This window comes from Tenericutes bacterium MZ-XQ, assembly GCA_002838205.1.
GTDB lineage: Bacteria > Bacillota_I > Bacilli_A > Acholeplasmatales > Acholeplasmataceae > Mariniplasma.
Genome location: CP017950.1, coordinates 1,778,425 through 1,792,907, shown reverse-complemented (window position 1 = coordinate 1,792,907; position 14,483 = coordinate 1,778,425). Strand labels below are relative to the sequence as shown.

At 30.3% G+C, this 14,483-nt stretch carries 15 protein-coding genes; 13 read left to right on the top strand and 2 right to left on the bottom strand.

Annotated features, from left to right (window positions below):
- The first annotated feature begins 101 nt into the window (after positions 1-101).
- From BK011_08935 to BK011_08895, 9 genes are all read left to right on the top strand, one after another.
- Positions 102-572: a hypothetical protein gene (locus BK011_08935; protein AUD66179.1), complete on the top strand. Its 471-nt coding sequence runs from the start codon at positions 102-104 to the stop codon at positions 570-572.
- 441 nt (positions 573-1,013) lie between these two features.
- On the top strand, positions 1,014-3,710 hold the full coding sequence (locus tag BK011_08930) for a hypothetical protein (protein AUD65802.1): 2,697 nt from the start codon (positions 1,014-1,016) through the stop codon (positions 3,708-3,710).
- A 115-nt stretch (positions 3,711-3,825) separates the two neighbouring features.
- Positions 3,826-4,764, top strand: coding sequence for a hypothetical protein (locus tag BK011_08925; GenBank protein ID AUD65801.1), 939 nt, complete (start codon positions 3,826-3,828; stop codon positions 4,762-4,764).
- A 41-nt stretch (positions 4,765-4,805) separates the two neighbouring features.
- Positions 4,806-6,182, top strand: coding sequence for a hypothetical protein (locus BK011_08920; GenBank protein ID AUD65800.1), 1,377 nt, complete (start codon positions 4,806-4,808; stop codon positions 6,180-6,182).
- Between the two features lie 14 nt (positions 6,183-6,196).
- Positions 6,197-6,637, top strand: a complete 441-nt coding sequence (locus tag BK011_08915) for a hypothetical protein (GenBank protein AUD65799.1) — start codon at positions 6,197-6,199, stop codon at positions 6,635-6,637.
- A 39-nt stretch (positions 6,638-6,676) separates the two neighbouring features.
- Positions 6,677-7,549, top strand: a complete 873-nt coding sequence (locus tag BK011_08910) for a hypothetical protein (protein AUD65798.1) — start codon at positions 6,677-6,679, stop codon at positions 7,547-7,549.
- A gap of 118 nt (positions 7,550-7,667) precedes the next feature.
- Positions 7,668-8,261: a hypothetical protein gene (locus BK011_08905; protein ID AUD65797.1), complete on the top strand. Its 594-nt coding sequence runs from the start codon at positions 7,668-7,670 to the stop codon at positions 8,259-8,261.
- A gap of 102 nt (positions 8,262-8,363) precedes the next feature.
- A complete protein-coding gene (locus tag BK011_08900) occupies positions 8,364-9,239 on the top strand; it encodes a hypothetical protein (GenBank protein AUD65796.1) in 876 nt (291 codons plus the stop codon).
- Positions 9,240-9,406: 167 nt separating this feature from the next.
- The gene (locus BK011_08895; GenBank protein ID AUD65795.1) at positions 9,407-10,621 is read left to right on the top strand and encodes a hypothetical protein; all 1,215 of its coding nucleotides are present in this window, start codon (positions 9,407-9,409) and stop codon (positions 10,619-10,621) included.
- Positions 10,622-10,666: 45 nt separating this feature from the next.
- Here the strand turns inward: BK011_08895 and BK011_08890 are convergent, their stop codons facing one another.
- Together BK011_08890 and BK011_08885 are read right to left on the bottom strand one after the other, a co-directional pair.
- The gene (locus BK011_08890; protein AUD65794.1) at positions 10,667-11,227 is read right to left on the bottom strand and encodes a hypothetical protein; all 561 of its coding nucleotides are present in this window, start codon (positions 11,225-11,227) and stop codon (positions 10,667-10,669) included.
- Positions 11,224-11,436, bottom strand: coding sequence for a hypothetical protein (locus BK011_08885; GenBank protein AUD65793.1), 213 nt, complete (start codon positions 11,434-11,436; stop codon positions 11,224-11,226). Before BK011_08885 ends, BK011_08890 begins: the two co-directional genes overlap by 4 nt.
- Positions 11,437-11,581: 145 nt before the next feature.
- Between BK011_08885 and BK011_08880 the strand changes: the two genes are divergently transcribed.
- From BK011_08880 to BK011_08865, 4 genes are all read left to right on the top strand, one after another.
- Positions 11,582-11,911 carry a hypothetical protein gene (locus tag BK011_08880; protein AUD65792.1) on the top strand — a complete coding sequence of 110 codons (330 nt, stop codon included), beginning with the start codon at positions 11,582-11,584 and terminating at the stop codon, positions 11,909-11,911.
- 1 nt (position 11,912) lies between these two features.
- Positions 11,913-12,452: a hypothetical protein gene (locus tag BK011_08875; protein ID AUD65791.1), complete on the top strand. Its 540-nt coding sequence runs from the start codon at positions 11,913-11,915 to the stop codon at positions 12,450-12,452.
- A 70-nt stretch (positions 12,453-12,522) separates the two neighbouring features.
- The gene (locus BK011_08870) at positions 12,523-13,206 is read left to right on the top strand and encodes a hypothetical protein (protein AUD65790.1); all 684 of its coding nucleotides are present in this window, start codon (positions 12,523-12,525) and stop codon (positions 13,204-13,206) included.
- The gene (locus BK011_08865) at positions 13,196-14,428 is read left to right on the top strand and encodes a hypothetical protein (GenBank protein AUD65789.1); all 1,233 of its coding nucleotides are present in this window, start codon (positions 13,196-13,198) and stop codon (positions 14,426-14,428) included. Before BK011_08870 ends, BK011_08865 begins: the two co-directional genes overlap by 11 nt.
- Positions 14,429-14,483: the final 55 nt, after the last annotated feature.

Genomic DNA, 14,483 nt, shown 5'->3' with positions numbered 1-14,483 from the left:
ATAATAAAAGAGATGTATTGATTATATAAATAAAAAAAATTAAGGAGAATCACATGTTTAAAGAACTAAAAACTAAAAGATTAACACTAAAGCATATAAGTATGGATGATATAGATTTCATGTATCAACAGTTTTCTAACGATTTCATCAATCAATATCTATTCGATGCAGAACCATTGACAAATCTTGATGAAGCAAAAGAACTGATTGAGTTTTATTTAAACACAGTTCAATATTACAATCACAGATATATCTTAATGAATGAAGAAAATGAAAAAATTGGAACAATCGGATTTCATAATTACAACAACGATTTAAAGACTATTGATATCGGATACGATCTGAGAAAACCATATAATCATCAAGGATATATGAAAGAAGCATTAGAGACAATGCTGATTTATATGAAAGAAGTACTTGATCTAAAGTATGTACAAGCTGTGATTTATAAAGACAATCAATCATCAATCAAACTTGTATCAGCATTCGGATTTAAACCACAGGGAACAAAAACGGAATGGTTTAGAGATGAACCTTATGAACATATCATCTATCAACTAGAAATGAAATAAAAAAGGAATACAAGACCGCATCACAATTTTGGGGAGGGGAGCGGACTTGTATTCCTTTTTTTATTGTATCATATTTATTTTTATTATAAAATAGTTTTTGAAGTATTTTTGAAAAAAAATAGACACAGACCTTTTTAAAGAGTTTGGGGGATTAAAAAAGTCTATGTCCTTAAACATTGTAACATATATAAAGTCATATATCTAGAGTAAAATAAATGTCACAAAAACAAATTAACTTGATTTACGCGAAAATATTTACATTTCTTTTTTTGGCTTTAAATGGTCATAGTTGATATTTTCAATTTATTTATCTATATTTTTTATAAAAAATTAAATATCTATAATATATTCTTCAAAATTGTTTCTATATATGGTAAAATGTATCAAACACATATAAAATCATTTGTTAGTAAATTCTACAAAATATTGGAGGATTCCATAATGAAAAAGACACTCATTGTTATACTGCTTTTGTTATCTTTTTTACAAGTTGGATTTAAAACATATGCAATTGATGACATTGATTATGAAAATTTATTTGATAATCATCAATCCATCATGCTCATTATCCATCCATTAACTGGAGATATTTATTATGCAAATCAAGCAGCAGTCGATTTTTATGGATATCCTATGGAAACCTTACTCGCAATGAATATTGATGATATCAATACACTTTCTGCTCAAGAAGTATCTGAAGAAAGACAAAGGGCGCTAGAAGAAGAAAGAAATTTTTTTATTTTTAAACATAAAATTGCAAGTGGTGATATAAGAACAGTTTATGTTTACTCTTATCCTGTAGAGATTGAAGGAGAGACATACTTATATTCAATCATTATCGATCAAACAGATTATGTCATCACTCAAAATAGAAACAGAACACTCATTATTATAACGATCACATTGATGGGGCTAGCGATTGCTGTCACATCATTTTTAGCAATCAAAAATAAGAAAGCGAGAAAAGAAATTCACCTTATTAATCAAACTTTATATGAGAGTGAGCAACGATTTAAAATTCTTCATGATGCTTCATTTAGTGGATTATTAATACACGATCAAGGTATTATTTTAGATTGTAATCAAGAGTTATCTAATATTACAGGATATAGTTTAGAAGAATTAATAGGTGCGAATACTTATACTCTAATTCATCCAAAAGATCATGATAACATCAATGATCATATTAAGTCTGGCGATGAAAAACCTTATGAAGCTATAGGGGTAAGAAAAAATGGAGAATCATATCCACTCAAATTAGAAGCTAGAAATATGCCATATCAAGGAAAACAAATAAGAGTTGTTGAGTTTAGAGATGTGACGGATATCGTCAATCAACAAAAATTACAAAAGTCATTAGAAAATCAGTGGAGTAAACTTATCCAAGAAATGCCATTAGGTTTTAATTTAAGAGAAATGATTTTTGATGATCAAGGAAAAGGCATTGACTATAAGTTTTTAAGTATCAATGATCGATATGAAGAAATGACTGGACTAAAAAGAAAAGACATAGTTGGTAAATGTGTAACAGAAGTTCTGCCTGACATTGAGTCATCGTGGTTTGATGCTTACTCAGATGTAGTTAAGAAACAAAAAACCGTTATTATTGAAGACTATTCTAGAGCACTGGATAAATATTATAGAGTAGTTACATATCCATATAAGGGAAACCAGTTTGTTGTTGTTGCTGAAGATATTACTGAAAGAGTCAAAAACGAAAAAGAACTCATCAAAAAAGAACAAGAAAAAAGCAGAATAATAGCTAATTTACCAGGCGTATCTTATCAATGTAGATTTGATGAATTTTGGACAATGCTTTATATGTCAGATCGATGTGAAGAGTTAACTGGATATAAACCTTCTGAGATTGTTGAAAACAAGTCAGTTGCCTTCAATGATTTAATTGTTCCTAAATATAGAGAATATGTTGTTAACGCTTATGAAGAAGCTAAAGAGCGTAATCAACCATGTAGTATTGAATATGAGATGATAAAAAAAGATGGTTCTAGAGTTTGGATCTGGGAAAAAGGACATGTCTTTGAACAAGATCATCAGTGGTTTATAGAAGGCTTTTTAATGGATATAACGGAACGCAAAATCAGTGAACAAAAAATTAATTATGCAAGTAAACATGATGTATTAACCGGTCTTCCAAATAGAACATATTTTGATACTGTAATCAGAAAACTTGATCAAGAGAAATACTATCCTTTAAGCATATCGATGATTGATATTGACGGCTTAAAACTGATCAATGATACATATGGACATGATGTTGGAGATGAAGCCATATTAACATTTGCTAAACTTTTATCAACTTCATGTAAAGATCATTCGTTTATTGCAAGAATCGGTAGTGATGAGTTTGCTGTTGTTTTTGCGAAATCAGATCCTGAAAAATTAAATGATTTAAAAGATCAAGTTTTTGATAAGCTAGCAACCATCAAGATCAAAGATATACCTTTATCAGCATCTTGTGGTACAGCTATAAAAACAAGTGAATCACAGAACATTGATGATGTACTTATTGAAGCTGAAAATGATATGTATGCTCAAAAAACATTGCATAATCAAAGTTCTAGAAATCAAGTGATTATGGCACTTTTTGATTCTCTAAAAGATAAATATGAAGCTGAAAGAGATCATTCGGATCGAGTGAGCCATTATTGTTTATCCATGGGAGAAAAATTAAATCTGACACAACAAGAAAAATTAGAGTTAGAATTTGCTGGTCGTATGCATGATATTGGTAAGATTACGATACCAGATCATATTTTAAAGAAACCAGGCAAGTTAACTGATGAAGAATGGGTGATCATGAAGAATCACACCATTAATGGTTATCAAATCTTAAAATCTGCTGATAAATATTCCAACTTAGCTGACTATGCATTAACGCATCATGAAAGATGGGATGGTAAAGGATATCCAAAAGGGTTATCAGGTGAAGATATACCACTATTCTCTAGGATTATTTGTATTGCGGATGCTTATGAAGCAATGACTTCAGATAGACCTTATAGAAAAGCGATGAAAGCTCAGGATGCTATTGCTGAACTCCGTCGATGTTCAGGAACACAGTTTGATCCTAAACTTGTAGACGTATTTATTAACGAAGTGTTAGAAAGTGAGTCGTAACTAAACTCAATAAGATCAATGATTTATAATGTAGAAGATGATTTAATCAAAATCATCTTCTATTTTTAATTATAAAAAAAATAAGATATAATTTATCTTGTAGGGTGGTGTCTATATGGATATATTGTTATGGATGAAGAATCATGATGTATCACTACATTATCTTGTCAAAAGAGATCTTTTAGGTGAAGATGATCCAAGTTTAAAAAATAAGATATTAAAAGAAGGTTATGGGCTAAGACTCATGAATCTTTATGATCACAAGACACATCTTTGGGGTGAAGGTGTTTATTCACCTAAATATACATCAACACATTATACTTTATTAGAGTTATGTCAATTAGGAGCTAACTTAATTGATATGAGGATTCATAAGGCGATTACCATATTGTTTGATGAGATGTGGAAAGAAAAAGGATTGATGAGAAAGTATAGACATCAAGATATGTGTGTGGTTGCGATGATGGTAAGGATTGCCGCGACAGCGCACTTTAAAGATGCTAGAATCTTTGATATGATTGACTATATTTTAGAATATCCAATGGCTGATGGTGGATGGAACTGTGCATGGGAAAGAAAACCAAAACCTAAACAATCATCTCTTCATACGACTTTAAGTGTTTTAGAAGCATTTCATGCATATATCATGCATGGATATACATATAGAATTGATGACATCTATCAAATGATTCCAAAAGGTGTTTCATATATCTTATCTAAACGGTTATTTCGATCTGTTCATACAAATGAAATCATTCATAAAGATATGCTTAGCTATCCTTTTCCATATGGATGGAAATATGACCTTTTAAGAGCTTTAACTGTCTTTGTTGATTTAGATATACCTTACGATCAAAAGATGGAAGAAGGCTTGATTATGCTTATGAACAGGCTTGATGCATATGGAAGAATTAAAGCTGATCGAAAAGCACCAGGACTTCATCACTTTAGATACACTAAAACGAATCAACCCTGTCCATTTAATACATACAGGGTATTAAAGGTTTTAAAAGTCTATAAGCATGATTTGTATCAGAATTATATGATAAAATAGGGGTATGAAAAATCACATAAACCTATATAAGGGGGATTTACATGATCGTATTTGAAATTGTTATTATAATAATGCTTTTGATTCAGTTGGGATTATTTATTTACAATAAAAAAATAGATAATATCTATATCAAAGCTTTTTTGTGGTCTATGCCAGCAATCTATATGATTCAAGAAGGATTATATCCAACGAGATGGCCTTTTGTGATTGCTTATATCGTAACTCTATTATTATTTATATCTATTTATTTTCATTACTACACCAATATCCGATTAAAAAGAATATGGATTGTATTTAATTCAGTGATGATTTTTTTATTCGTCTTAACACTTTATATGTTTCCAATCTTGGATATGCCTGAACCATCTGGAACATATCAGATTGGAACCTATGTTGAATCTGTTGAAGACATGAGTAGAGAAGAGCGATATAGATCTGGTATCGGATATCGAGAGTTTACATATCAAATGTGGTATCCAGTAGATGATGTTGGTGATGCAGATATCATGCCATGGTTAAGTGGTGGAAAAAATATTGCAAGAGGGCTTGCGAAAAGCGTGGGTCTACCAAGTTTTATTTTAGATCAAACACAATATATAGACTCGAACGCATATCAAATCAAAGCGATTAGCGATGTCCAAGATCAATATCCTGTTGTGCTCATCTCTCATGGATGGGGTGGATTTATGAATCTTCACACTGATCTTGCAGAAGAACTTGCAAGTAGAGGATATATTGTGATATCAATTGATCATACATATGGTTCGGTCGCAACCAATATCTATGGTCGTTTTATATACCAAAATAAAGATGCACTACCTCCAAGAGATGATAATGATAACTTTTTAGATGACGCAAATCAACTTGTTTATACGTATGCAGGTGATGTTTCATTTATGCTTGATTATATCGAAATATTAAATAACGATGCTGAATCATTTTTAAACAATAAATTGGATTTAGATCATATAGGACTCATCGGTCATTCAACAGGCGGTGGGGCAGATGTTGCGGTTGCACTTAATGATGTAAGAGTTGGTGCGGTCATTGGTCTTGATGCGTGGGTAGAACCTATTGTTGCATCAGAGATTGAAAAAGGATTGTCCATGCCTTCAATCTTTTTAAGATCAGAGTCTTGGGAAGAAGGACCCAATAATATTGATTTATATGATTTAATTGAAAATAGTAGTGATGCTAGCTTATATCAAATTGATGGAACCACACACGGAGATTTTACTATGGCATATATATTATCACCACTGATGTCTACCATCGGATATACGGGATCACTTGAAACCACTTATTTAGTGGATATGCAAAAAGAAATCATTAATTACTTTTTTGATTTACATCTAAAAAATGATTTGGATGCTTCTTTAGATTTTACAACTTGGGAAGAAATCAAAAAAATCTCATAAAGAGGTGGTTTTTTATGGAAATCAAAAGAATCAGCACAGCAAACGATTACGACTGGGCATTTGAGCTCATGCTTGAAACGACAGCGTCATATATTTATAAAGTGCTAGATATGATGAAGCTATCGTTAGATGAGTTTAAACATATGATGAAAAAAACTGGAGAAGTTTATATACTTAAAGAAAATGAAAAACCTATTGGCTTTTATTGGATTGAAACCAGAGATCATAGACTTCATATTCATGCGATCTGTATCCATAAAGATCATCAAGGCAAAGGATACGGCAAATACCTGATGAATGAAATATTTGAAAAAAGAGAAGTTGGGATTCATGCCATTGAACTTGGCGTTGAAATGAACAATGATGTCGCAATCACCCTATATAAAAAACTAGGGTTTATGATTGTCAATCAACTAGAGGATTTAGGTTTTTATATGATGGAGAAAGTTTATTAAAGTTAAAATATTTCTCAATCAATGACGAATGGAGATTATATGTATAAAACACACGAATATGAAGCGTTAAAAAAAGAGTTTAATCAAAAACAAAAAATCAGAAGAAAAAAACTAACTATGATATGGAGCATATTATTATTTGTTTCTTTGATCTTCTTAGGAATAGTTATGATTTTGTTTCAAGTATATGCTGTAGATGATGAAATCAAATGGGTATTTTTCTTTATTTTTGGTACGACAGCTTTGACCATGGCTATAGGATTGATGATCACCTTATCTTTTACCAGCGAAAAACCTTATTTTGAATATGTGTTTCCGAGTATTGTCCAAAAAATCAATGATGAAGAGGGTTTGTTTTTAACTTATAAAGCATATCCAAAATCAGATAAAACCATAAATCAAAAAGGTGGTTTATTTACAAAGTATGCATCTATATCTACAAAAAGATGCTTAAGTGGTTATTCATCTGATCAATATCCTTATTCGATTTGTGATATGACTATGACAACATCTAACGGAAATAGTCAAGTCACTCATTTTGATGGAAGCTACATTTATTTAGAAAAACAGGGTCAGACTGATTTACAAATTAGAACAACAGGTTCACCTAAATTAAAAGGTGTAAAATTTCAGAAACTTGCTGTTGAATCAACTCTTAAAGTGTACAAACCAAACGAACAGGATTTAAAAGATATTGACCGACTATATCTTAGATTAATGGAATCACTTAAAAAAGATGAACGATATAGACATCTTTATTTGAGTATAAATCATGAGGGCATGCACTTAGGTATTTGGTATAAGAAACATCCAATCAGAAAGAAAAAGCCATTAAGTATTGAACTTCTCAATCAGTATCAAGCTGATATCATCAACGAGATTAAATTTGTCAATCAACTTGAAGCGATTTGATTCATGATAAGCATGCTTAATCAAACAGATAGTAAAAAATTTTTCTTCTTATTTTGAACATAATTATTATTTCATTGTCATCATTGTATCTAACAATGTAGACGATTGGAGGTACCAAATGAAAAAAAGATTATTGGTCATTGGTATGATTTCGGTTGCACTTGCTATTGTGGGACTTATGCTGATACCAAAAATGATTGAAAAGGATACGGTTTATGATTTAAACACACATAGTGAGTTTGGTATCGATCTTTTATATCAGCTAAGTGATGAAGACTGGGACCAATATAATGTTTTACCAGGATTTGGTATGGATATCATCTATGATATTGAGTTGCCTCCACCATTTATGGAAGACGAAGAATATTTTAATATCCATGAATATAGTGAAACAAATCCAGCAACTATGTATGATATTACATCATATCCTAACATGATTAGTGATTATGGATATGTAACAAGAATTGAAACTACAGATCCTGATTATCATTTATTTGGCATGAGAGTTCATGATCAAATGCTTGAAGAGGAACTATCAGAAATTTTAAAAGAATATCACTATGATTTGGATGAAACCTTTATTCATGGAGATTCAGTCACTTATAAATACACACGTTCTAAAGTCACTATTAGTATCTATACAACAGATGATGTTATTACTAGATTTCGTATCAATATTAAAGTAAGAAGTATTCCAGGTATTGTTTTTTAACAAATGATATAACCATGTGTTTTTAACATATGGTTTTTTTGTTTTTGATTTGACAATATTGTAATATTGACATATCATGAAGACAATCAAAGGGGTGTGATTATGGAAAGCTTATTTGAAACTGTAAAACTAAAAGATAAGACAACTCGACACAAAACATTAAGATATCAATGGCTCATCATTGTGTTGATGCTAGTTGCTGGACTTGTTTTCATTTTGATTGAACAGGATCAGCTATTAACTCCAGGTGTACTTATTATATTTTTCTCGTTTATTTTATTGATCATCACACTTTTTATGACTGCACTTCATGCGACAAGAAACTATAAGATCAAAGTGAAAAATAGCATTGATGTAGTCTATCAATATCATGCGGATCAGTATAACCTGAATCAAGATGCAACATATCAATATCAAAGTGATGATTTTAATTTAAGTTCGTGGCATTTAGTACCGAGTTATTCAAACATAGATGTAGATTATGAGCTCACAGATGATCAGATCCAGATGTTTCATGCTGAGGCTTATAACATCTTTGGGGAAAAAAGAACAAAAACGTATTATTTTAAAGGTCTTTATATCATGATGCCTTATGCATATAAAGACTTCATATATAAAGATAAAAAGGGAATGAGTGATAGGATGATTGATGCACTTAAGGATATCCAAAGAAAAGATGGTCATGATCCAAAACATTTTGTTCATCAAGAAAAATATCTAGAAGGAAGTTTTTCTAGTCATGATGAACTAACTCCTCCATCATTCTTTACTGATTTATATCAATATATACATGCATTTTCATTTGTGTCTTCAGTTGATATTGCGGTGATTGATAATAAGCTTGAAATTGCGATAGATATTAAAAAACAAAGATTACCATATGTCAAGAAATATATGAATGATGAGTTAGAAGATATTAAAAAGATTGTGGATGAAGACATAAAGATGCTTGAAGAGATTAAAGGTATAGTTAATTAACAAAACATTAGATTACACTTGAAACAATCACATGAATGTGGTTGTTTTTTTGATGTTTTTTATAGAAAAAGTCGGTTTGCAACCTCTAGTTGCGTGAAAGTATATCAAAAAATGCTTGTTCTTAAACGGACTTTCCGTATAATAGAACTTGTGAGGAAGTGATAAACATGAGAGATTTGGGACAAAAAATAGCAGCATTAAGAAAAGAAAAACATCTGTCACAAGAAGAACTGGCTGAAAAACTTGGTGTTTCTAGACAAGCCATTAGCAAGTGGGAAAGAAATGAATCTATGCCAGACGTTTATAATTTGGTTAATATTGCAGATGCATTAGAAGTGAGTTTGGATTCATTAATTAAAGAAAAAGAACAAGAGAGTATCAATAAGTTTCAAAAAGTTCCATTATTATTGATGGGTATTCCAGCTTTCTTATTATTAATGGCATGGGTCTATGGTTTTTTAGTCATGGTTGGAACATCTTTTGGGTTAGTCACTAGTTTCTTTGATTTGGCAGATGTTCCTGGTGATGTCTATTCAAGAATGATTATTGCAATCTTAGCTTCCATGTTTATTTATATATATTTAATTAGCTATAAGCATATGTTTACAGGAAAAAACATTTATAAGAGTTATGTAGGTTACTTGGTAGTTAACGCTATGCTTCTTGTAGGTCATCTCATGATTTTATTGATTTTTTATCTACATACATTTTCCATGATCTTTTTATACATCCTTGTATTACTTATCCTTGTTTCTGGTATCGTTGGTGTTTTACTTTTTGATGTTAAGAAAGAAAAAGAAGAAAGGTATCCTGGATTTAATAAAATATATAAAAGACTTGAGAAACCTTTAGCTTTTGTTTTTATCGGATGTATAGTTTTGACAGGATTATCAATAATTCAAAACAGACTACTCATTGAAGAAATGGGTTATGTTGATGAAATGACCCTGGTCTCAAATGACTGGACTGATAATATGTTTTATTTAAGATCGTTTGAACAAGAGGGTCAAAATCAAATTCAATATGAGACGACAATTAAAGTCACTAAGAAATTTCATGTAGAACTTGAAACTAAACCCATCATAAAAATATATATTGAAGATGTTTTGTTTGCTGAAGGGCAGATGACTTCAAAAGGCAACATGAATTACAGTTTTGATTTGAATCAACTAGATGATCAACAACCGATGTTAATTGTAGATGATCAATCATCTAACGAACATGTTGATATTAGAGTTGAGATTATTTGGAATTATAATGGTCAGGATATGATTTCAATTGAAGATATCGAATATACACATTATGAGTTATCATTTTCGTATATGAACCAGTGGATTTGGAATGTAAACAAATATAAAAATGAAAATATTGTAATTAAATAAATAAAAGCAGCAATCCACAATCAGATTGCTGCTTTTATCTTTATATTAAGTTAGTTTAAGAGTAGTTAAACAAGTGTTGCTGTTTTCGAATGTTGATATATTTGCAGTAGCCTGATAACCATCTTTTGTAATCTGAATAGTTAATTGTCTATCTTTTGGTAACCAAACACCAATAAAGCCATTGTTATAACTAGTCATTATTTTATCAACGATTATCTCTTGTGTTAATGCATCGGTGATTAAAACGTTGAATGACTCATTTTTTAGTTCTCCTCTACATGTGATTAAGTTATGTATACCACATGGATGAGTTTGATCAAAATATGGAGCCATGGATAGATAGAATAAATCATTTTCTAAGTCAATGGTCATTTGATCCTTATGATCTTGAATGATTAAAGACTCACCGTTAATGATTGCGCTAAGACCAGAAGGTTCATCGAGTCTATTTTCTAGATATTCAACAAGTTTTTCTGTGGATTTATCACTCAGATCATATTTCTCTAGTAAAGATTCATTGCTATTTTGTAAACTGTTAGATATCAGTACACTAATTAAAACAATTATGAGTGATATGCCTAATATACCTATGCCTTTTTTTATCATATGCTATTAGCCTCATAACCCATATCATTTATGGTTTTAATGATTTCATCTATAGAAGTATCTTCATCATCATAAAAAATTAAAGCATCGTGATTAACAAAATCATAATCAAACTTGAATACACCTAATGCTTTTAAACCTTGATCAATCCGGTTTAAACAACCTGCACAAGTAATGCCCTTTATACTCATATGTTTTTCCATATCCATATATATTTCCTCCTTTTATCCCCCTCCATAGGGGGTGCACATATAGTATACAGTAATTCCTAAGATTTTGCACGAAAAACTATAATTTACGATATTCATATTTCATTCACAATCATATGCTAAACTTTAAGCAGAGGTGAAGTAAATGAATAAAAAAATATTAAACTTAATCATCGCATTTATTGCTTTAGCAATTATTATAGCTATATTATGGTTGGTTTATCCTTATATAGCGCCTAATGATTATATGCCTTACTCAGGACATATGTTTGGAGGATGGATGATGCCATTTGGCATGATTGGTATGGGTATATTTTGGATTATTGTGATTGTTTTTGTGATTAGTTCATTAGATAATCGTAAAGAACGAGACCAAGAAGATTACATATCAAAATTAAAATCAAGACTCGCAAAAGGTGAAATAACCATCGAAGAGTATGAGACATTAAAAAATAAACTAAAGGAGAAGATGTGATATGAAAAGTAGAATCATATTAATAATGATAGGATTGATTATCCTTTTAGGTATAGCAATATATGGCCCTAAACTTTATGCAAACAATAGTGAGAACTATAATGATTACCCTTATATGTATGACAATGAAGAAACGAATAATTATGAGTTTGTATATATACACTTAGGTGATGAAGATCAAGCATTACTTGATTTAGCATTTATAAATGCTTACAAAGAGAAAACATTAATTGAAGACATGACTGTTGAAAAACTTGATGAAATCAAGCTTGATTTAGCGAAAAACTATGATGTGTATAATGGATATCCAAGATATCAAATGATGGGACGAAATTATGGTGGTGTTTGTCATGGTAACTATAATGACGATGAATATGAATCATATGAATGGACATATATCCATCAATCGATTGAAACACAAGAAATTATGGATCAACTCATGATTGAAAAACTATCTGAAATTAGCTTTGATGATCTAACAGATCAAGAGATTTTGGATGAGTACCAAAATATAAAAAAAGACATTCTATTAGAAATTTAAGAAAATCAGACGAGGATATCCTTCGTCTTTTTTCTATCTTCAATGTATAATAATGGTAAAGGTGAAGTATATGAAACTATTAATTGTAGAAGACTATAAAAAAATAAGTGATTTGTTAGCATTGTTCGCTAGAGGACAACATCACGAGGTTAAGCAAGCTAAAAGTGCTGAAGAAGCGCTCGTATTTTTAGAGAGTGAATCTTTTGATGCAATTATTTTGGATTTAATGTTACCAAATATGCAGGGTGAAACTCTACTTAAGAAAATAAGAGCAATAAGTGATATTTATATCATGGTTATTTCTGCAAAAATAGATATTGAAGGTAAAATAGATGTTTTATCTTTAGGTGCTGATGATTATGTAACTAAACCTTTTTCAGCTGATGAAGTTATGGCGCGATTAAGAAATGTTGAATCAAGAATCAAGAAAACAAAGCCAAATGTCATATCATTTAATAAACAAGATTTAATAATTTATCCACTTAAAAGAGAAGTGGTTAAACAAGATAGAACAATTAAATTAACAGAATATGAGTTTGATATTCTATTATTTTTAGCACAACATCCTCGAGTGGTTTTTTCAAGAGAAAAAATGATTGAGACCTGTTTCAGGGATAGTGATGCTTATGATCGTGTCATTGATGCATTTGTTAAAAATATTAGAAAAAAAATTGATAGAAATCAAGAAGCATCGTATATCAAAACACATTATGGAGTAGGTTATGAGTTTGTAGGTGAAATAGATGACCATTAAAGAGCTTTTAAGTAAAAAGATATTTTATTATGTTGTTTTTGTGTTTGCGTCTGTTTTAGTATTGTTTAATCTAGTAATCTTTATCATTTCATCTGTTCAATACCAACAAGAGACAAGTCGAAAACAAGAAAGTTTGGTTTCTATGATTGCACATTTAAGTGCTCAAGAAGATGAAACTGTTTTGACAGCTTACTTGGAACATTATGTTCATAATCATCAAGTTGAAATCGTCTATATCAATAATCTAGAACAAATCATTTATGCAAATATAGAAGTTCATGTTAACGAACAATATCAGTCTGTTTATTACGATGATTTATATGTGGGGGAAGTTTATACGAACTATCAAGCATCTTATTTAAGTCAAGAGTATTCAGTGGGCTTTATCCTTATTAATATTTTCTCAATATTACTTTTTGGGATTGGGACGTTGCTTTTCTCAAAATACTTAAGAAAACAAAATCAAGCGATTCTCACTGATTTATCTCATGTCATTCATGAGGATCAAGATTTTTATTTTGAAGAATTAGGTGAAGTCAATAAACTGCTTATTGATGCTATTCATAGAGAAAAGAAGCATCAACAAGTTTATCAAGACTACATTAAAACACTAGCGCATGATTTAAAAACACCTTTAACAGCTCTATCAATATATTTAGAAGCTTTGACACAAAAGAAACTTATACTTGATGATTCAGTAGGAAAAGAAATCGCTGATGAGATTAAATCTATAGAAAACTTAATTCCTAAAATGATTGAGATGGACATTGATCAGCTTCAATATCGACATGATGTGAGTCCGATGATTTTGAAACAACTTACGCATTATAAAGATATCTTCTCTTCTAAATCAATAAAATTAGATATGGATTTAGAACCTTTAAGTATTGACATATCAGATGATGAAATCAAAAGAATCGTTGAAAATCTTGTGTTTAATGCATTTTATTATTCTGAAGAGGGAAAGACTATTTTTGTTAAAACGAGCACATCAAAAAAAGAATTCATTGTTAAAGACAACGGCATAGGCATGGACGAGCAAACAATTAAGCATATATTTAAAGGTGTTTATCGAGGAGAAAATGCAAATAAATATCATGCAAAGGGCAGTGGTATTGGTCTTAATATTGTTAATGATATCATAACTAAAAATCATGGTCATATAGAAATTGAAAGTAAGTTAAATGAAGGTACAATAATAAAAGTAATGTTTACTAGATAATGAAAAAAGACTTTCAAAAAAAGTCTTTTTTTACTGACGTTTGGTGCATAGTGTT